The organism is Streptococcus sp. STC1396 (assembly GCF_058933875.1).
Genome location: NZ_JBZYCU010000001.1, coordinates 141,219 through 162,212 on the forward strand (window position 1 = coordinate 141,219; position 20,994 = coordinate 162,212).

Here is a 20,994-nt window from a genome sequence, read left to right on the forward strand (position 1 = left end):
TGATTATGGATCAGGAAAACGGCAGACCAAAGACAATCGGTCATAGGCTGGATCAGAAGCTGGAAACAGTCCGGAAGAATTATCTAACTGTGACAAAAGAAAGCGAAAAGCAGATGAGCAATCTTCAATCACAGACCCGTTCTAAGCGCCAGTTGGTAAAAAAGAGTCATAGCCAATTCCGAGCTTCTAAGGACAAGGTCAACAAAATCCGAAAAGAGTACAGGAATGTCCAGAGACAAGGAAAAGCGCTTGGCAAAGAAGGAAAGGCACTTAGTCCAGAAGAAGTCAAGAAGCAGGCATTTCTCAAACAAGAGTTGGATAAGGCAAAATTAGAGAAGAAAGTCTCTAAGAAAACCTTTAAAGCTGCTCAAGAGGCTAATGGTGGTTCTCGGAAAAAGAAGCTTTTTCGAGCTGCTAAACAGGCCGTGGAGCGAAGTGCCAGCCATCAAGCCAGCTCTGCAGCGCATCAGGATGATACACTTTCAGATATAGCACGAGCTAAGTATCAGTACCAGGATGTCCAGATTCAGGGCAGGCGAGTTAAAACGATTGGGAAGTACAGTGGCAAGCTTGGCGAAGGAGCGATTAAATCTAGCTATAGCCTTGGAAATAGACTTTATAACAAGGCGAGAGGTCGTGGCTTTACCCGTACTCCAAAAGAGTTTTCTTGGGAAGGCAGGCTGGCTCGTCGTATTCAGGCTTACAAGAAACGCTTGGCTGGTTCTAAAACTGGTAAAGCTGCAAGGAAGGCTAGAAAAGCCTATCGTGTAGGCTCTAAACCGATCAGAGCTATTGTCAAAAATCCGTTTAGCTTAAAGGCCTATTTGATTGCTTTTGGTCTGCTTTTGTTTCTGGCCATACTTGGCATTGGAAGTTCAGGAATCACCCGTCAGGATGAATTCGATATGAATGATACTTGGCTGTATTTTACGAAGCTGGACAGAGAAAAGTCCAATGATAAGGTTGATTATTGGACAAAGATTGATGATCCACTCTTGTACTTAAATTATAAGTATGATGATATAACGGATAAGCTGCAGATAGACGGCAATAAATATTTTTCAAAAAACACTCTAGGAAAAACGTATTTGGATGCTTTATGGAAGGATTTGAATGGAGATAAAGACAATCTTAAAACAATGGAAGAGCTTTACACCAAGAATAATCTTTATAAACTGGATAAGGACGAGCTAGAAGAATATAAACAACTCTTAGAAATTGCTAGAGATAGTGGAAAATATATGCTGCTGCAGGAACTGGAGAATCCGTTTTATAAGGATGATCAACCAGAAGCACAGAATCCTATTCAGATTATTGAGCGCTTTGGTTACAAAAATAAAACGGAAGTCTTTAATGGATCTGTTTTGCAAGCAACTGGTGGACAAACCTTACTTGCCGTTTTAGATGGGAAAGTGGAAGTCAAAGGCAATGATGTAGAAATCAGCGATCAGGATTCCAAGTTTTTGTATAAGAACGTAGATACGATACGCTATAAAACAGGAGATCAAGTCAAGACCGGTGATATTATTGGGAAAGTATCTCCTAAAGGCAATCAAACCGTCTACTACCAAAAACTAGAACCTGATCGAGCCAACCAGAAAGATAAAGACGGAAAGGTGAAGAAGAGCTGGACTTATGTCAATGTCGGATTTTACTTTCAGCAGGTAGAATACACACAGGCGACGTCGGTTGTCAGTGATATTGAAGCATCTGGAGACAAAGGAAAGCGTGCTAGAGCCTTTGCGGATTTGATCAAAAAGAATATACCTGGGGCAACTGATGAAGGTATTGCAGCCGTGATGGGAGGCTTTGATATTGAAAGCTCCATCACTTTTAAACGCTATGAAACGGATTACTTGACGAATAACCAATTTGATAAGGTGGCAAAAGAGCCAACAGCTGAAAACCTAGTTGGCAACTGGGGAGCTTTTCAGGCAATGTACCCGACTTTGCCTCTAAATGAAGGAGGCTACTTGGTCAATGGTTTGCACTATATCGGGATTGGGATTGGTCAATTTACGGGGCCACGTGCTCTTGCACTGTGGAACTTTGCTAAGGCTATGAATGGAGATATTTGGTCTGCAGAGGTTCAAACCAAGTTCTTGCTGGAGGGTGACGATCCAACTAGACGGGCAGCTTTTAGAAGAGTTGTCACTTCAACTGGATCTGTAGAAGCACTCACAGAGGACTTTTTGAGCTCCTGGCTAGGAGTTCCAGGAAACAAGCTCTTAGAAAGGCAATCAGCCGCACGGCAATGGTTGAATTTCTTAAAAAATAAGGGAGGTTCTACAGGAATTTCTAGTAAACAAGTCCCAGCAGAATATAAGGATAAACTTCCTCATGGGCTACCTTCTGACCAAGCAATTTTACCAGGTCAAGGTTATCCAGGCAATGCGTATGCACTAGGAAACTGCACATGGTACGTCTATAATCGCTTCAAACAGATTGGGATTCAACTGTATCCTTATCTTGGTAATTCTAACCAATGGGTTGATAATGGCCGAGCTCAAGGATATGAAATCTCAACGACCCCTAAGCCAGGTTCTGCAGTTGTCTTTATGCCTGGTGTAGCTGGGTCATCACCTATTTATGGTCACGTTGCGTTTTGTGAGTATGTCAATAGTGATGGCAGCTTCCTCGTTTCAGAAATGAACTATGGTGGTTTATATATCATGAATTGGCGTACCTTAACACCACAATCAGGAATCTATTTTGTAACCCCTAAATAAGAAAGGAAAAGAATGTATAATCAAAAGTTAATCAAACTAGCAAAGGGCATCCTTATAGGAGCCGGTGCTGTTTTCTGTATTTTATTGGGCTATTCTGTTGCACAGGTGCAACAGAATTTCACACATAATGGTCAGAAGCAGGAACAGGTAAAACAACATAAAAAAGAAAAGGAGCAGAAGCAAGCTTCTCTTTCTGAAAAACAGGTCAAAGATTTTCTAATCGCTTACTATACTAAGAAGGATTTGGAAGAAAACCGACCACGATATAAGCCTTTTATGACTGAATCAATGTATCAGGAAGCCATTCAAGAAGAACAGAAACCAGTCAACCAAACCTATAAAGGGTATGTGGTTGACCAAGCTTTTGAATCAGGTTCTATATATATTGATAAAGAACATAAAATTGTTTTGGCTCAGGTTCAATACACTAGTACAACCCTAACGGAAAAAGATAACCGAGATTCCAAGGGGATTACTGGAACAACTAAGGTCACTATCCGGCTGACCTATGTAGAGCAAGACGGGAAGCTATTAATCAATAATATTGAGCCAATCGTGTTGGCTGAAGCCAGGGGGCAGGGGATTGGAACCTATACAGATACTAGCAGTCCTAGCTCAGCTCCAGCTAACTCTTCTGATCAAACAACTTCGTCTAGTAGTCAATAAGGAGAATTAGATGAATAAGAAAATAACTCAACTAGAAAATAAGCTTGACAAAATCAGAAAAGATAAAGCCAAAGCGCAACAACAAAAAGAAGACGCAGATCACAAAATCAAAAAGTGCATAGCTCAGGAAAAGGATATGGAAGCTCAGCTTTTCGTTGCTCTTTCAGAAGAAAGCGGCCTATCTTATCAGGAAATGAAGGAACTAATCCTTCCAGCACAATCAACTAATCAAGGAGTGAACCATGTATAAAATTATCAACCAACTAACGAAACAAGAAGAAGACTTTGAAAATCGAGATGATCTTCTCTCTAAACTTGAAATCATCAATGAGCGGATGAAGAGCAATAACATAAATGGTAGTTATCTGCTCTACTCTTTATCTTCCGACGGTGAAATTTTACAAGAGCTGACTTTGACGATTCCTTTTGTGGGAATTATTGATCAGTTGCTGGAAAATTTTGGTACAAGTGGTCGGAAGAAAAAGAAAGGACTACTTGATTTTTTGGCGAGGCATAAAAAGAAGTCCTCTAAACCTAAGCTGACCGTAGATCCGGAGGAGAAAAATGATGTAACAGCACAAGAAGCGGATCTTGAACGTGATAGAATTGCCAAGTTGGTGACAGGCAATTCGGAACCTGAAAAGTCTGAAACGCAAAATGAAGCTTCAGGAACTTCTTCTGAATGGACTACGGATGATTTTAGTCGATTGGATGCTGAAGAAGAGGGAGTAAAGGACGAACAAGTAGAGGCTTCACAAGATAAACCTGCACAAGAAGCGGTACCTGTCGTTGAAAAATCTGTCCAGGAAGGAATCTCAAAGATTCCTGATAAACAAGAAGTTAAGCGCCCTATTGAGCCTTCTTTTCCACTTTCTCATACGACTACAGTTGATATGACCTCAGAGGTTATTGATAGCTTTGAGGTTCAGACAATCACTTATAAGCAATCTATCAAAAATAAAATTCATTCTAACGAAGATTTTATCAGCGAGGCGAATGAAGAGATTGTGGAGTGCCAAAACAGAATCAATGAGCTGCAGCAGAAGATTCTTGCTAAGGAAGCCCAAGCTGCTAAACTGAAGGATATTTATTTCAAAATTGATGAGGTGAGCTAAAATGGAACAAGAACAAGTGGTAGCCCAGTTAGGACGGGCAACTCTTGTGACAGGAGAGGTACTTTTAAAGGGGCTCTTCCTGGTATGCTCTAAAGCAGTAGAGATCTACCAGTTCCAAGGTGAAAATACCCACTTTACCGGTGAGGCAGACTGGAATAAATTCATGGCAACAGCGGATAGCAAAGAAGTCCAGCAATTACTACAAAATGAAGTCAATCTCGAGGCGGTTCGGAAAGAACTAGGCCAATACGGGATTGGCTTTTCTTTTTATACCCACCCGGACGGTAAGACAACCCTTGCTTTCAACGCAAAAGATAAGGGGGTAGTGGAGCAAGCTTTTAAGGATGTCCTAGAAGGTATCACAAGAGATCCAAAAGGCTTCAATGAGCGGAACCTTAAAAATGGGAAAACCACCTCTTTTGAAGAGAAATTAAAGCATTTCAAGGCGGTTGAACAAGAAAAAATTCATTCTCTGCAGGTGAAGATTCATACCAAGGAATTTGTCCTTCCAGAAAACATTGAACCCCATATTGGAGGAAAAGTGAAGTGATTACAGAAAAAAAGAAACGGCGATTTAGACCGTATTTGTTATTAGGAATTGGCTTATTCTATCTTTTTCATTGGCTCTTTAAGCTTTGGCTATTAGCTCCAGCTACAGATCCAGTAAAGGATATATTTGGATTGGGAAAGATTAACTGGATGAGCGATCATTTAGGAGATAAAGCCTGGTTTGATTTTCAATTCACTCCAGCTTCTTTGTTGGCTGGTCTAGGCGGTTTTTTGATTGCTTTTCTTCTATATTTGAGAGTATCGGATACAGGTACGTACAGGTATGGGGAGGAGCATGGGTCGGCACGTTTTGCGACGAAAGATGAATTGCTGCGCTTCCGAGACGCAGAGCCTGAAAAGAATATGATCTTTACACAGAATAGCCAGATGGGACTATTTAATAGCCGATTGAGCTATGAAAATCAGATTAATAAGAATGTCTTAGTTTATGGAGGTACCGGGGATTCAAAGACTCGAAGCGCTGTTAAACCGAATATTTTACAAGGGAACTCTAGCTTTGTGACGACAGATACCAAAGGGATTTTGATTCATGAAACGGGAAAATCCCTTGTAGAAAAAGGATATAAGATAAAAATCTTTGATTTAATTACTTTCCTGAATTCAGACGGCTTTGATGTATTCAAATATATCCATAATGAAATGGATATAGACCGAGTATCAGAGGCCATTACAGAGTCGCTAAACAGAAATGGTCATGAAAGTGATCCTTTCTGGCCGGCGGCCAATAAGCTTCTGATGCGTTCTTTAATCGGCTATCTCTATTTTGATAGCCAGTTAGATCACTATATGCCAAACCTGGGGCAGGTTACGGATATGATTCGAGAATTGAGACGAAATCATCCGGACGCAGAGAGTCCGGTTGAATTGATGTTTGAAGATTTGGAAAGAAGATGGCCGGGGAATTATGCCTGCAGACAATGGGCTTTATTTAATAAAAACTTTGATGGTCAGACAAGGGCTTCTGTCTATGCTATTTTTGCGACCACTTTCTCGGTATTTGATCATGAACAGCTGAGAAAGATTATTGAAAAAGACACGCTGGAGATTGAAAAATGGAATATAGAAAAGACTGCTGTTTTCATTCATATTCCAGAAGTCGATCCAGCCTATCAGTTCTTGTCAGCGTTGCTATTTAGTACACTCTTTGATGTGATGATGAAGACTGCAGATGCCATCTTGTTAGGTGAGCATCCAACAAAGACTAAGAAAGACTTATTACATGTCCAGGTATGGGCGGATGAGTTTGGCCAGATTGGGAAGATTCCTAACTTACCACCGATCATCTCTGTTATTCGGTCACGGGAAATCTCTATTAAAATGATGGTTCAGTCTCAAAGTCAGATCGAAGTGTTGTACGGTAAAGAGAATACGAAAACGATTGTAAATAACTGTGGAGGTATTCTCTATTTGGGGTCTAATGACTTAGATACGCTCAAGTATTTATCTGAACGATCTGGTAAGCAGACTTTAAATGATCAGAATTATAGTGAGAGCAGGGGAAGGAACGGCAGTAGCTCTAAACAGAACTCTAAAATTGGTCGGGAATTGTTGACACCGCATGAGGTTGCCACAATTGGAACAACTGAAGCCCTACTCTTCCTATCCAAACAAAATGTCTTTCGGGATCAAAAATTTAACCTGGATACGCATCCGAGAGCCTATCTGTTAAGCAATGGCCCAGATGATGAAAACTGGTATCGCTACAAGCGCTATCTGAGTGATATTGATGAGTGGAAAGACCAGGTTGGGGAAGAAAATGTTATTCGTCTTGGGATTGAGGAAGTCATGGAAGCCCCTCTTAAAGTAGGCTAGAAAGGACTTTTAATGATATAATAAGATGAAAGTACTAAAGGAGGGATGGTATGGCTGTTTCAAAGTTTTATGCAGTATGGCGGAAAGAATCCGGAGAAGAAGAGATTGTGAATGCTTTTCAAGCACTTGAACTGAAGGGACGTGCACAGATTGTCACGACACCGAAAGCACAAGCGACTCTTTTTGATTTGGAAACGGATCTGAAAGTTAATCCCAATAATGGTAAAAATAATAAAGGGCAACCATTCTTTAGTTACTATCCAGGCGAAGAGAGTCCATTGGCAAATCAAAAAGGTAGCTTTGAATATTCTTCTGAGCTTAATGTCTTTATCGAGGCTTTTAAGACAATTAAGAAATTCCAGATTGGATATGGGGATCAAACTGCTTATATTTTTCCTAAAGCTATTTCTCCTATGCGGCGTGTAGTGTTTGAAGATGAAGACTTTGTTATTCTAAAACTCTTGATTGATATTGATGAGACTTATCCTTATTCTGAATACTACCGTTTAAATGGTCAACTAGGTATCGAATTTTATAAAACGAGTAAACCAGAACCTGTTAAACGGATAAAATTAGCTAAAGAAGGCATTCCCTTATTTGAAGCCAAAGCTCACTTCCCTAAATCTACTAAAATTTATGTTCCTGAAGAATTTACTTCACCTGAACAGGTTAAAAGTGTGGCAGATAGAGTGAGGGAAGTTTATCAGGAAAGAAACTATAAACTGTACGGGAATTTTGATAAATACCATTTAGAAGCATTTGTCTTTTTAGATGATAATGAAAGGAAGCACCAAACTTTGAAAACTTACGAGGATCAGTGTCAAGAGCTCCAGGAGGAAATTAAACTGTTGAAATCATCCTACGATGAAAAATTTGAAAAAGTGAAACAACTTTCAGAGGACATCAAGCAGGCCGAAACACTCTTGAGAAAGTATCACGAAGAGGAGGAGTATTACAAGAAGTTAGAAAAGGATAATCAAAAACTAGAATCAGATAAACAAAGACTGAAGCAGGAAAAAGGAGAAATTATCTCTGAAAATCAACGTCTAACCAATGAATCACAACGTTTACGTAGATTGAAAAATGAAGCAGAAGAGAAGATAGAGTCTTTAGAAGGACGTTCGTTCTGGCAAAGACTTTTCAATAAATAGTAAATATCAGGTAATGAAACAGTTCTAAAAACAGAGCTGTTTTTTTGATGGAAAGGATAAAGTATGAATTTAGAAGAACTCAAGCAACGGCGAGATGAGCTGATTAAAGATAATGAGTGGGCGGATGGCTTAATTAAAAGGAAGGAAGAAGAACTATGGGAAGTGAAAGTGAGAACGATTGCAGCTTCTGAGCTAGCGAGATCAGCATTGGAATCGGCTGTACGTTCTGCAGGGATTGTAGATACCTTTTACGGACCGGATAATGGAAAGAAAGGAAAGGAGATAGAATGAATTCATTACCACAAAAACAATTTAAACGAATGAAGCGTGAAGTTGAGGAAGAGACGGCACGAGGCGTTGGCTATTTTGAAGGGATTTTAGAACATATTCCTTCTTATCCATTATCAGAAGCAGTAAAAGAACTGGCATTAACTGGCTGGATTACACCTCAGACAGCTATAGTTGATGTTCAAAATATGCTTGTTACTGAATCCATAAAATGGATGAATTACCAGGACTTCAAAGAAGTTGCTCCCTACTTATTTTCCTACCCTAGAGAGCAACGGGAGAAGGATTTATTGGTTCGACCAGTAGAAATCTCCAGGGAATACTTTGAGGAATTAAAAGCCAATGCAGAAGAGCTGTTTCATTTAAAGCAGGATTTAGTCCAGGTGCATGAGAAGCTGGATGCTAAGATTCAGGAATTGGAAACAGATCGGCTGCCAAATGGTGATCAGGTTATTGGTCTTGACCTGGATGCTGAGGAGGCATTATTACTACGGACTCCTGAAAATGCTCAGGTTGAAGAATGGGAGGTTCGCAAGGACGGTTTGATTACTGATTATCGCTCTGCCCTTCCAGAACACGGCCAGATTGTGGAAGCTTTGTTTGAAATGAATAATCCGGATATTGACACCATTCTATATGAAGAAGTGATCAACTATTCTAAACGAACTTGGCCAGACTCTGATCCGATACAATTTTCAGAAGGTATCAAGGAAATGTTGAATCAGGAAGCCCTACTTGATTCATCGTTTTACCACATCGCACAGTTTGAAACGTTGAATCAAGCCTATGTCTATGGATCGACGTCACCTCTTTTTCAGGAACATTTCCCTAGCTACTCAGATTTTGTTATGAACTATGTAGAAGATAGGGAACGATATGAATTATTCGACTATCGGTCAGAAGCTGTATCTCTGGCTCGGGATATTCTAGAGCCTCGATTAGATGATATTAACCAGGTTTTAGGTGCCAAGAATCAGGAAATAATCATTCAAAAGGTAAATGGCTATTCGCAAGGTGAAAGCTGGGATCTAGCTTATTTGCGGGATACAAAGGCTGAAGATCAAGAAGAGGTTCGGTTCTATCTTGAAAATGAAATTGGGGCTTGGTATAAGGGAAGTTTGACAGAATTAGCTGTTATCCGATTTGAGGATATTGATCTGGAGAAGGGCTTCAATGGCCAGCAGGAAGCGGTATATCATATTGATGATAACTTGCTACTCCAGGATAAACTCAAACAAGCTCAACTCCAGATACCTGATTTAGAGCGATTTGTAGAAGCAGAGGAAGTTGAGAAACAGCTTAACCAGACTCAAGAATTTGCAGCAGAAAAAGAAGTGTCTGGACTTTCATTGTAAAGGAGGCAGCAGATGGGATTAACCAAAGAAGCAGCTAAAAATATATCTATCGTTTCTGTTGCGGAACAGTTGGGAATGGAGCTAAAGCGCACGGGAGCATATAGCTATACGTGGATAGAGCATGATTCGTTTGTAATCGATGCAAGGAAGAATGACTTTCATTGGAATTCTCGATCAGAATTTGGGGATGTCATTCAGCTAGTTCAAACTATTAGAGAAGTTTCTTACAAAGAAGCTATGAAATTCCTGGAGACTGGAGAATTTAAGGAAGTGGATTTGGCGGCTCAGATAGCCCCCAAAAAGCCCTTTCACTATAGCTTGGAAAGATATGAGCATCCGGACTTCAATGCTTCTAGAAGCTATCTGAGGACTCAGAGAGGCCTTTCAGATGATACGATAAATTTCTTTTTGAGTCAGGGAAGCATGGCGGAAGCCACTCGAAAAAAAGGAGATTATTTTGAGCCTGTGATAGTCTTTAAGTATAAGGACAACACAGGCTTTTTAGCTGGAGCAAGCCTTCAGGGAGTGGTTGAAAACCGAGTTCACTATCCGGAACGTGGTCGCCTAAAACAAATTATGAGAAACTCAGACGGGCAGCTTGGCTTTTCAATGGATATTGGAAAGCCAAAGCGTTTAGTCTTTGCGGAAGCTCCAATCGATCTAATGAGTTATTATGAACTTCATAAAGATAACCTTCAAGATGTCCGACTAGTTGCTATGGATGGTGTTAAAGAAGGGATTATTAGTAGGCGCTTTATGGAGCTTTATGCGGAAATGAACGGTAAAGCCTACCAAGTAGATCAGAATACTGTAAAAGCTCTAGAAACTGTCGTCAACACAACGGATTATTTCAAAGACGGCCAGCATCAGGATATGATTACGCTGGCTGTAGATAATGATGCTGCAGGGCAGAATTTTATCACTCGCTTACAAGAAAAGGGCATTCCGGTACAGATTGCTATTCCACCTATTATCCAGATTGACCAGGAAAAGGAAGATTGGAATGATTTTCTGAAGCGGGGGAATGAGGCTCCTAATGAGCTAGTGCATGTTTATAGCGCAGACGAAGAGTCCTGGCATTACCAGGGCTATTTTTCAAAAGAAATAGCTCTCGCAAAAGCGCAAGAGCTAACTGAAGATGATGTAAAAGCCTTTGTCTCAGCTAAGCAACTGACAAAGGAAGAAGTCCAGCAGGAATATACAAGGATTATCGATCAAGAGAAAGAAAGGGGAAATAGTATGTCGGAAGTACACGAAGCTAGGGCTGAGTATAAATCAGAACGCCTAGAAGCTATTCGAGATAAAGTTGATGGATTAGTGATTCAACCGGAAACACAGGCTCTAATTGATTCTGGAGAGGTCAAGCAGTGGGCTAAGCAGCCAAATATCTACTTCGTAAAAGGGCTACGTCGAGTTGCTTTAGAATTGACGGAGGAAGGGAGATTTGAACTATCTCCTAAATATCGCCCTAATACGGATGAAGAAAAAGAGATAGTAAACAAGTTGCTGTCCAATCAGAAGAAACGTGAGGATGAGACTCAAAAATCATCCTTGACTCCAGATACTAGCAATCTATCTCCAGAAGATGCGGAATGGCTGAAGCAGAACTGGAATAATATCAGCTTTTCAGTAGAGCCTAAAAAACAGATGGTTATTGATTCAGATAAAACAGTGACCTTTGAAAAACCTTCCAATCCTCTTGGAGATTCTAGTAGAGCACTGGAAGAAAATCAGAGCACAGAAAAAGCTCTTGGGAAGTCTCAAGAGCAAAATGTGAATTCAGAGCATCAAAAAAATGAGAGGACCAATGGTAGTCAGGGGTCTTTACAGCCCAAGGCTGAAGGCAGTCCCACACCCGTACCAGAAGTTGGTACCTTTGAACGCTCTGTTACCAGTCGCCCTACGTTATCCTCTCATTTATTATATTTTAGCATAAATGAAGAGTTTCAGTCAAGTAATGATGGCCACTATCATTCTATTTCCTCGCATGAATTAGCTAAATTGAATCGTCCAATTCGTAGTCAAACTATACAGAATGCAGCACGGTATTACTTGGATGAATTGGCCAATTCTAAAATTTATTATGTCACTCCTGATAAGACTGTCCAAGTAAATTTTGAAGAAAAACACTTCATGCACTTGACGGGGATTAAACCACTTGCAGCTGGCCAGACACCGGAAAAAACCTTGCGTGACTTTGCAGAAGGAAACGGACGCTTTGATAATATTCTTTTGGCCAACAATGATGCAGCATTTGACAAGCTCAAAGTGTTATCAGATCTTTCAGTTGCAACAGAAAGCACATCCTTCTATTTTGATGATTTAACTGATCTTCGGCGTTATAATGGCCGTTTTGACAGCCTCATCAAGTCTGATGATAAAGATATTATTTTGCTGTTTAAAGAGCTGGAAGAGGATAATTATATCCCAGTGTCAGTCTTTCAGTCCAGGACAAAACTGGTCAAAGAACTGGAAACAGTGGATAGAATCCCTATTCTTGGTGTTTACCGAGAACGGGAGGGGCAAATAGAGCAGCTATCAATCAATGAAGCGTTGATTGCTGATGGCGGTAAGGAAATGATGGAAAATTTACAAAGACGAGAATTTGAAGAAACAAATTCTAAAGAGGAAATGATTCAAGATAATCCTGAGCGAACTCTTCCAAGCTCTGACGAAAAAATTCGCCAGCACAATCGAAAAGATGAGATGGATCGAGACTTGGACGGAGATGGCATTTCAAATTCTGATGAGATGCTGCAGGGGACAGATCCTTATAATGCTGCTTCTAATCTTCATAAAAAGCAAGAAGAGCGAGAAAGGAAGACAGATGCTGAGGTAGCAGCTGGAGCTATTATTACAGAAGCTGTCGCCACTAAAAATTCGGAACGAAGCATCTCTCAGATGGTTGCGGATAAAGATACAAAGGCTCTAGCTGAACACTTGAAAGAAGGAATGAAGAACTATCTGGATTCAGATCAGTTTAAATCTTTCTTAGATACGATGAGCAAGTTTCACAATTACTCACTAAATAATATCCATTTGCTGAAGATGCAAAATCCAAATGTGACTCAAGTTGCTAGTTTCAATAAATGGAAAACAGATTTTGAAAGAACCGTCAAAAAGGGAGCTAAAGCTCTGAAAATTTGGGTGCCTTATCAAGTGAAGACAACAATTCCTGACAAGCAAAAGGAGCTAACCTTTGGTCAACCTGAAAAAGAAATGGATCAGAAGGAGATCACTGTTACTCGCTTTAAGCTAGGGAATGTCTTTGATGTTTCCCAAACAGAAGGAAGAGAATTGCCCAAAGCCGTTCATGAATTGACCGGAAGTGTCAAAGATTATGAAGATCTGTATCGAGCAGCTAAAGCTGTTTCAATGGACAATCAGGTTCCCATCAGTTTTGAAGAAATTAAAAGAGAGAGCACAAATGGTTATTACTCTCCAGATGAAAATCGAATTGTCATTTCAAAAAAATTGAAGGGGGAAGAACATATTCTAAAAACAATTTTCCATGAAATGGCTCATGCCGATTTACACAAAGGAACCAATGCACAATATGGAGATGACCAATACCGCAAGCAAGAATTGCAAGCGGAGAGTGTCGCCTATGTTGTAGCTAGTCATTTTGGTTTCGATACTAGCAGCTACAGTTTTGGATATTTGGCCATTTGGTCTAAAGATAAAAATGGCTTTGAAGATATGGTAGAGCAACTGCAGGTTGTCCAAAAAGAAGCAAAAAGTTTGATTGATCGGATGGATGCTAAGCTGGAATTGGTGAAAAATAAAACAGTTGTCAAAGATAAATTTGCAGATAAGCTCCAGCAGGCAAAAGAACAATCTGAGAAGCTGAGTAATCAAAAGGCCGAGGCTGTAAAGCAGGTGGAGGAAAAAAAGTCCCTGAGCAGCCCTCACTAATGGAGGCGCTGATTCGTCGGAAGAAAAACAAAAAAGGAGAAACGGACGATGATTGAACATCTAAAACAAGAAACTTTTGATATTTTGATGGATATATTCTTTGAGAATAGCGAGACAGATTCACCAAAAATTGATGAGGTGAACCAGCACATTTCTCGCAAAGAATGTCTCTACATTCTTCGTAGAGATATGCGGATCAAATCAAACTATGAGCTAGAAGAAGCAGAAAGTTATCCAGTTGCACTTCAAGAAATTGAGGGGATGAGTGATGAAGTATTCGCAAAACTAAGGGATGAAATTCTTAAAATGGAGCCAGCAAACGATATAGATTTTCTGCTTCAAGCTTAAAAAGTTTAAATAAACTTTTCCCTCGTGATATAAAAATTCCTGCTTGCAGGGATTAGGGGATTGGGGATTTCCCCAAAAGTTTAAAAAGTCAAGAATGGTCAGTTTAAGAAGCTGACCATCTCTGACCTTTTTAAAAACAGCATTTGGGTACCCAAGTGCTATGCTTGCCAGAAGAAAAGGGCCCTGAGGCCTCAAGCGAAAAATGCCAGAACGGAGGTGGCTATTTTTGAAAAGTGAAGAGAAACGAAAACGAATGATCCAGAAAAAAATCCGCTTGACGGAGGAAGAAGCTCGGTTCATTTCGACCAAAGTTTTAGAATCTGGAATGACGAATTTTAATGCCTTTGCCCGAATTATGTTGATTATGGGCGAGGTCAAAATCTTAAATTTTGAAGAATTGAGAGAGCTACGTAAGGAAATAAATCGGATTGGAGTCAATGTCAATCAGATTGCAAAAAAGGTAAACGAAGATGACCAGGTTAGTCTAACTGAGTTGAGTCAGATTCTTGAACTACAAAAAAATTTGAAAGAGACAGTCAATCAATTTATTCAAAAACAAGAAAATCAAACAAAGGAACAAGAGCGATGGTTGTAACAAAAGTCCTGCAGATAAAAGGAGTGGCTTCCTTGGGCCGCTCGACAAAATATATCGAGGATGAAGCCAAGACAGTTGAACTGACCGATACAAAAAGTCTAACTAATGCTTTACGCTATATTGAGAATCCATCGAAAACGAGTCTCTTAGAACAAGATGATCATCTAGAATTTCCAGCAGTCGTCAAAGATGGACGGGTGGTCAAGCAGCTTGTTTCTACTTATGGCATCACAGATGCTAGTACAGCGACAGAAGAATTTCTTTTGACAAAAAAGAATGCGGCTCAGCGAAGAGGAACAAAAGAATTATCCGATATTCAAAATCCGAATCGAGTTTTGGCTCATCATATCATCCAATCATTTTCCCCTGAGGATGATTTGAGTCCACAAGAAATTCATGAGATTGGTCGCAAAACGATTTTAGAATTGACTGGTGGTCAACATGAATTTGTCATTGCGACCCACATGGACAAAGGGCATATTCATAATCACATCATTTTCAATTCCACAAACTCGGTTACGCTAAACAAATTTCGCTGGCAGAAAGGAACGAAAAAAAGTTTAGAGAATATTTCAGATAAGTATGCGGATTTGGCTGGAGCAAAAATTCTAAAAGAGCAATTATGGACGAATCGAAAATCGTATCATGCTTACCGCACTAAAAATTCTTTTCGTTATGAGATTAAATCTCGATTGGATTTTCTTTTGCAACAATCAACTTCTCTTGAGGATTTTAAACTCAAAGCCCAGACTTTAGATATTATTCTTGATACGATAGGCAAAGAAGTAAAGTACCGGTTGGCTGATCGGGACCAAACTAGAAATGTCCGTGATCGTACTTTGTCAAAAAAGGGAAATTATTCTTTGGAGAAAATTTCTGAGAGAGTTGTTACTAACGAAGTGACTTTCTCTGTCGATGAAATTAAATCTGAATATGAAAAAATGGTCGCAGAGCGAGACGATGATTTTGAAATGAAAATCACAGTTGAAGAGTGGCAAGTGATGGAAGAAACTAAAAGTGGCATTTATCTTGAAATGGAATTTGGGATTAGGAATAAAGGAACCATTCTCATCCCTGCTCATCAAGTTGAAAAAGCTGAAGATGGTTCTTATGAAATTTTTATCCGGAAGAATGATTTCTATTATTTCGTTAATCCAGAACATGCGGATAAGAACAGGTACATGAAAGGAGAAACAGTCGCATCCCAGCTGTCTTACGATAATGGAGAAATGATTGTCCGAAAGAATCCTAAAATTTCAACTCTAGATCAACTCGTACGTGAGTATAACTATTTATCTGCTCATGGTGTAACCGAAGGACAACAATTTGATGACTTGCTAAATCGTTTTGAAGAAGAGCTAGAGGAGGTCGATAAGATGCTTGATAAATTAGATCGACATTTGGGTGATCTAAATAAAATTCAGGCGGCCTTCCTTGGTCTGGAGTCAAGAGATTCCCAGGAAGTAAAATTAGCTGAATCTATCTTGAAAGACTTTAAAGTGGATCCTAGCACTCGCAAAGCAGAAATTGATAAACTTGTCAAAGAGGCAACCTTCGAGCGCCAGGCTTTGCACCAAAGAGTAGAAGCTATCACAAAAGATTACAAGCTCCATCAGGACATTGAAAAGAATGTAGAGCAGCGGAAGGAGCGAGAAAATTTATTGTAAAATACTTATAAACATCATTATAATTATATTGACAAATATAATTATAATGATATAATAGAGATATAGACAAAGGAGACAGGATATGGTAGATAAAGAAATTCAAGTAATGTCGCTAGAAAAATTTCTCGGTTTGAAAGGATTAAGCTTCCCAATTAGTGATTATCTAGATGACAAGTGGCGAGGTAATAGACATTTTTCGAGTGGGAAGCAAAGAGAAAACTTTTCAAAAGATGCCAGAAGAATCATTGATGAGTACCATGAACAAAGAAATGAAGCTATTAAAGAATATAATGCTTTGGTAGAAAGTGGTAAATTTAGACCACCGACTAATATAGAGAAATCTTTGGAAACAGCTCAAGGGCATCCAGATAATCGGTCAGTACAGGCTGCTAGGAGAATGTTGGCTAAGAGGGGGTATGATTGGAGAACAGGCCTGCCGAACAATAAGACTTGTAGTGCTTGAATATTTACAAAAAAGAACGTAATCAAGAGAATTAAGGAGATTCATCATGAAAATTATTACTTTTGCGGCTATAAAAGGCGGTGTTGGAAAAACTACTTTAACTTTTAATTATGGGGAGTGGTTGGCTAAGAAAGGGCACAATGTCCTGCTGATTGACCTGGATCATCAGTGTAATTTGACCCAGTGTTATAATATCTATGAGAGCAAGAATACCATTGCTAATGCTTTCAAAGGTGGTGACGTGGATATTAAGCACGTCAAGGAAAATATCAGTCTGATTCCAGGATCAGTTCAGCTGGACACAGTGGAACGAGATCTGGAGAATAGCGACAAGAAAAATATGTTGCTTTATCTCTGGTTAGAAGATAACTACGATAAGAAGCAGCTGGATCAGTTTGACTATATCCTGATTGACTGCAGGCCAGATTTTGCGACGGCTACCAAGAATGCGGTGGCGGTTAGTCATGCTATCATCAGTCCGCTGACTCCTTCTGAATTTGGCTATAATGCTAAGTTCAATCTATCTACTCGACTAGAAGCTTTCCGAAAGGATGTGATTGACTATCGGACTAGCGAATCTTATATCACAGCCGAACTTTATTTCCTGGCCAATATGATCCGACCAAACTATGGATCCTCCTGGGAGCTGCTGGAGGCTCTGGGATTGGAAGCAAAAGAAAAGGGGACGGATAACCTTTTAGGGATTGTACCAGCAAAAGAACTGTTCAATCATTCCACGATTGATAAAGTCTCTATTGCAGACATGAGAGAAAATCCAAAGCTTTATCAGAAACACAAAAAGTTTTTTAATGAGCTGGAGCAAACTTTCTCAAAAATTTATGATACAATATAATTATATTTATAAACACAATTACAATTATAAACATAATTAGAAGGAGATTATCATGGCATTTACCCCTAAGGAAAAAGAAATATCACAGATCATTGAAGCGAGCAGCCAACCTGATCAGACTCCAAATGGAGTCGCCGTTGAGTTTGAAAGCTTTGAGCGTAAGAAGCAGTTTCAATTCACTCTGAAACCTAGCAATCGAAAGAAACTGGATAAAGTGGCTAAAGCAGCTGGTGCAAAGTCGGCCTCGGATTATCTTGATAAGTGGTTGGAGAGTTTATAATAAAAACCAGATATAATTATAGTTATAAATATAATTATATCTGGATTATAATAAGGAGAAATTATGGATTTAATCACGAGACTCTTGGCAGAGAGAGAAGGGAAAGTACATGGTGGTATTTATGACATCACACAGAAACGCTTTGCTTATAATTCTAATCGGATCGAAGGGAGTCGTCTGACAGAAGAACAGACTAGCTTAATTTATGAGACAAAGACGATCGCAAATATTGATGCTAAAGGAATCAAAATTGATGATCTGGTAGAAATGAATAATCATTTCAAGTGCTTTGATTATATCTTAGATACCGTTAACGAGCCACTGACAGAGAACTATATTAAAACACTGCATCGGATTCTAAAAAGTGGAACAAGTTCGGAGCATAACCCGATAGCTCCAGTTGGTCGTTATAAAGTTTTACAAAATGAGGTGGGAAAAATTGCGACAGCTTCTGTTGAACAGACTGAAGATGAGATGCTTTCTTTGCTGCTTGGTTATGACTTAAAAGAACAGAAAGATTTGAATTACTTAACAAGTTTTCATGCACAGTTTGAAAGAATCCATCCTTTCGCAGATGGCAATGGTCGAATAGGTCGGTTGCTTTTGTATAAACAGTGTTTAAAAGAAGGTCTTACACCACTTATTGTAGATGATCTAAACAAGGCAACTTACTATTCAGCACTTGAAGCGTTTCAGGTTCAAGACAACAGACAGCCCTTGTTTGATTATTTCCGCTCGGAGCAGAAATTCTATGAAAACTATCTCAAAAACAAAGGATTTGAAGGGGCTATCAATGATGAGAAAGCTGGTGACTTTATAAAAAAGTCAGATAAATTCTCAGAGAAATTAGATCAGTTTAAGCAAAAGGCAGAAAAAGAGCCTCCTCAAAAACCCAATCTCAAAGAAGAGAAAGGTTTATGTTTATAAATATAGTTATAAACATAATTACAAATATAAAAAATCATTATTCTTTTTATTGCAAAATATGCTATACTAGTTGTGAGGTGATAACCCTAACAACCACCTTGAGTCTGGTTTTATACCAGGCTTTTATTTACTCTGAAATAGAAAATTTGAACTCTTGGGCTAAAATAATTATAATTTCTTAGTATGATTATTTTAGTCCAGGAGTATTTTTAGTTTGGATACGAAGATTATTGATGAAAGAGATTTTGTGGAGAAATTTAAAGAGAAAAACCTAGAAGGTTTTCATAAATTTGTAAGTGATTATGATAAATTTATGTCTCCTATCATGCGTGCGAGGGGTTATAAATTTGTAAACTATGCTGAAAGAACAGTGACTTTTACTTTTGGTCAAGTCACATTTTCTAGAAAACGCTGGTATAAAAAAGGGAGGTGTCGAATTCCAGTGGATGAGAAGCTGGGATTAGAAAAGCGAGCTGCTTACTCAAAAGAGTTGCTTTATCAAATTACGAGACTGGCTACGATGATGCCCTATCGGAAAGTAGTGGAAGTGATTGAGCTGATGTATCAAGTGTATATTACTAAAGATACTGTACTGAAGGCAATTCAACTTGCGGATGAGCTTTTAGCTGAAAAGGAAGATTATCGATTTTATCAGGAAGGCAAGATGAATAAAAAAATCGAGGTACCAGTCATTTATCTCGAAGGCGATGGTTTATGGATAAAAGTTACTGAACAAGAAAAAGAACGAAGGAACAAAGACATAGCGCATTTTGTGATTCACACAGGTTCAGAGCGACAAGGAAACAGAACCATTCTAAAAAATAAGGTTGAAATCGTATCTCAAAACAATCGAGTTGCTAGGGAGAAGGTTATTGATTATATTTATAACCATTATGAAATTAATCAAAACACTTTGCTGGTAACGAATTCAGATATGGGGCATGGCTATACACCTTATATTTTCCAAGAAATAGCGAAAGGATTGAAAATTAAGAACCATGAGCATTTTTGGGATCGATTTCACTTGAATATGGAAATAAAAAAGTCAGTTTATTCTTATTCAAGTGAGCTTTATGATCGTTTTTTGGAAGCAATCAAAAACAACAGTAAAAAGATGCTTAAAAGTGCCATTGATACTCTAGAAGCATTAGTATTGAATACTCAGGACGAGAAGAAGTTTGAAAGTTTTATAAGTTTTAAGAAAAGGATCTTACTAAATTTTCAATACACTCAAAGCCCTAAACAAAGAAATCTAGAAATAGACAGCTTAGGGATTATGGAAAGTCAGCATCGTAAAATTAGTTATCGAATGAAAAATAGAGGAATGTATTGGTCCCTTGACCATGCGGATACCATGTCTCATATCATTTTGTTGTCTCATAACCAGATAAGAGACCTATTTTTTGGTAATTGGAGAAAAGAGTATGAAAAATACCGCTCAGAGGGAATGAGCGGTGCTAAGGTAAAGGAAAAAATGAAACGGGTTCCACGTAGTCTAGGTCTGATGGTTGATGCTTCTTGGAAGGGCCATAGGCATAGAGAACGGGATCGATTTCTTAATAAAAAAGTAAGAAAATAATTAGGAAAAACGCTTAAAAACAGCTTAAATTCTTGACTTGTAAGAGGTATTAGTGTATAATATCCTTATAATTAAAAAAGAGGCACGCAGCAACGTACCTCTCATAAAGATAAACAATTTGGGCTTGTTTATCAGTAAGATTAATACTATCAGAAATTTTAGTAGATGTCAAGGCTGAGCAAGTAAATTGTTTAGCCTTATTTTATACTACTCATTTTCTATATATTTTTTTGAAACCTCAAAAATCCAGACACATACCTACAGAAGAAAAGTTCTTGACAATCAATCAAAGGTATGGTATGATTAAAAAGATTTTGGACTTGAAGGGAGTGAAAAAAATGTCAAAAACAGTAGTACGCAAGAATGAATCTCTTGACGACGCACTTCGTCGTTTCAAACGTGCGGTTACTAAAGCTGGTACTCTTCAAGAAACACGCAAACGTGAATTCTATGAAAAACCTTCTGTAAAACGCAAACGCAAATCAGAAGCAGCTCGTAAACGTAAAAAGTTCTAATTAGTAGAATGAGGAAACAGTCAGTTTGGCTGTTTTTTTGGCTCTTTTCTACCATTTGTCAAGTCTGTCAAGGCTTTAAGTGAAAAATGAGATAAGACAGTAGCTATTCCGAGGTTACTGTCTTATTTTTAACACTTTTTGAGCCATAAAAGGGCATGCAAAAAAA

General features: G+C 38.8%; 19 protein-coding genes. All 19 read left to right on the forward strand.

The annotated features are described in order from the left end of the window. Positions 1-5: 5 nt before the first annotated feature. The 19 genes from AC5FEC_RS00685 (at position 6) to rpsU (ending at position 20,828) form a co-directional block, all read left to right on the forward strand. Positions 6-2,729 (forward strand): phage tail tip lysozyme, encoded by a 2,724-nt coding sequence (locus AC5FEC_RS00685; protein ID WP_493660959.1) that lies wholly within the window; start codon positions 6-8, stop codon positions 2,727-2,729. Positions 2,730-2,741: 12 nt separating this feature from the next. Continuing rightward, complete coding sequence (locus AC5FEC_RS00690) at positions 2,742-3,395, forward strand: hypothetical protein (protein ID WP_493660960.1); 654 nt, start codon at positions 2,742-2,744, stop codon at positions 3,393-3,395. 10 nt (positions 3,396-3,405) lie between these two features. Then, the gene (locus AC5FEC_RS00695) at positions 3,406-3,645 is read left to right on the forward strand and encodes a hypothetical protein (protein ID WP_148881143.1); all 240 of its coding nucleotides are present in this window, start codon (positions 3,406-3,408) and stop codon (positions 3,643-3,645) included. Next, a complete protein-coding gene (locus AC5FEC_RS00700) occupies positions 3,638-4,510 on the forward strand; it encodes a hypothetical protein (protein ID WP_493660961.1) in 873 nt (290 codons plus the stop codon). The genes AC5FEC_RS00695 and AC5FEC_RS00700 overlap by 8 nt, the downstream gene beginning before the upstream one ends. 1 nt (position 4,511) lies before the next feature. Then, positions 4,512-5,060 (forward strand): DUF3801 domain-containing protein, encoded by a 549-nt coding sequence (locus AC5FEC_RS00705; RefSeq protein ID WP_493660962.1) that lies wholly within the window; start codon positions 4,512-4,514, stop codon positions 5,058-5,060. Further along, a complete protein-coding gene (locus AC5FEC_RS00710) occupies positions 5,057-6,892 on the forward strand; it encodes a VirD4-like conjugal transfer protein, CD1115 family (RefSeq protein WP_493660963.1) in 1,836 nt (611 codons plus the stop codon). Before AC5FEC_RS00705 ends, AC5FEC_RS00710 begins: the two co-directional genes overlap by 4 nt. 50 nt (positions 6,893-6,942) lie before the next feature. After that, positions 6,943-8,043: a hypothetical protein gene (locus AC5FEC_RS00715; RefSeq protein WP_493660964.1), complete on the forward strand. Its 1,101-nt coding sequence runs from the start codon at positions 6,943-6,945 to the stop codon at positions 8,041-8,043. A gap of 63 nt (positions 8,044-8,106) precedes the next feature. Further along, positions 8,107-8,334: a hypothetical protein gene (locus AC5FEC_RS00720; protein ID WP_493660965.1), complete on the forward strand. Its 228-nt coding sequence runs from the start codon at positions 8,107-8,109 to the stop codon at positions 8,332-8,334. Then, positions 8,331-9,686, forward strand: coding sequence for a hypothetical protein (locus AC5FEC_RS00725; RefSeq protein ID WP_493660966.1), 1,356 nt, complete (start codon positions 8,331-8,333; stop codon positions 9,684-9,686). The genes AC5FEC_RS00720 and AC5FEC_RS00725 overlap by 4 nt, the downstream gene beginning before the upstream one ends. Before the next feature lie 12 nt (positions 9,687-9,698). Continuing rightward, positions 9,699-13,601, forward strand: a complete 3,903-nt coding sequence (locus AC5FEC_RS00730) for a PBECR4 domain-containing protein (RefSeq protein WP_493660967.1) — start codon at positions 9,699-9,701, stop codon at positions 13,599-13,601. 48 nt (positions 13,602-13,649) lie between these two features. Continuing rightward, positions 13,650-13,949, forward strand: a complete 300-nt coding sequence (locus tag AC5FEC_RS00735; RefSeq protein ID WP_493660968.1) for a hypothetical protein — start codon at positions 13,650-13,652, stop codon at positions 13,947-13,949. A 226-nt stretch (positions 13,950-14,175) separates the two neighbouring features. Further along, the gene (locus AC5FEC_RS00740) at positions 14,176-14,544 is read left to right on the forward strand and encodes a plasmid mobilization protein (protein WP_493660969.1); all 369 of its coding nucleotides are present in this window, start codon (positions 14,176-14,178) and stop codon (positions 14,542-14,544) included. After that, on the forward strand, positions 14,535-16,211 hold the full coding sequence (locus AC5FEC_RS00745) for a helical hairpin domain-containing protein (RefSeq protein ID WP_493660970.1): 1,677 nt from the start codon (positions 14,535-14,537) through the stop codon (positions 16,209-16,211). Before AC5FEC_RS00740 ends, AC5FEC_RS00745 begins: the two co-directional genes overlap by 10 nt. A gap of 82 nt (positions 16,212-16,293) precedes the next feature. Continuing rightward, a complete protein-coding gene (locus AC5FEC_RS00750) occupies positions 16,294-16,674 on the forward strand; it encodes a hypothetical protein (protein ID WP_037616656.1) in 381 nt (126 codons plus the stop codon). 46 nt (positions 16,675-16,720) lie between these two features. Continuing rightward, positions 16,721-17,527: a ParA family protein gene (locus tag AC5FEC_RS00755; protein ID WP_493660971.1), complete on the forward strand. Its 807-nt coding sequence runs from the start codon at positions 16,721-16,723 to the stop codon at positions 17,525-17,527. A 52-nt stretch (positions 17,528-17,579) separates the two neighbouring features. Then, the gene (locus tag AC5FEC_RS00760; protein WP_493660972.1) at positions 17,580-17,807 is read left to right on the forward strand and encodes a hypothetical protein; all 228 of its coding nucleotides are present in this window, start codon (positions 17,580-17,582) and stop codon (positions 17,805-17,807) included. Between the two features lie 63 nt (positions 17,808-17,870). Beyond that, a complete protein-coding gene (locus tag AC5FEC_RS00765; protein ID WP_493660973.1) occupies positions 17,871-18,734 on the forward strand; it encodes a Fic family protein in 864 nt (287 codons plus the stop codon). A 214-nt stretch (positions 18,735-18,948) separates the two neighbouring features. Then, positions 18,949-20,313: an ISLre2 family transposase gene (locus tag AC5FEC_RS00770; RefSeq protein WP_493660974.1), complete on the forward strand. Its 1,365-nt coding sequence runs from the start codon at positions 18,949-18,951 to the stop codon at positions 20,311-20,313. Positions 20,314-20,651: 338 nt separating this feature from the next. Further along, positions 20,652-20,828 carry a 30S ribosomal protein S21 gene (gene rpsU, locus AC5FEC_RS00775; protein WP_000048054.1) on the forward strand — a complete coding sequence of 59 codons (177 nt, stop codon included), beginning with the start codon at positions 20,652-20,654 and terminating at the stop codon, positions 20,826-20,828. The last annotated feature ends 166 nt before the right edge of the window (positions 20,829-20,994 follow it).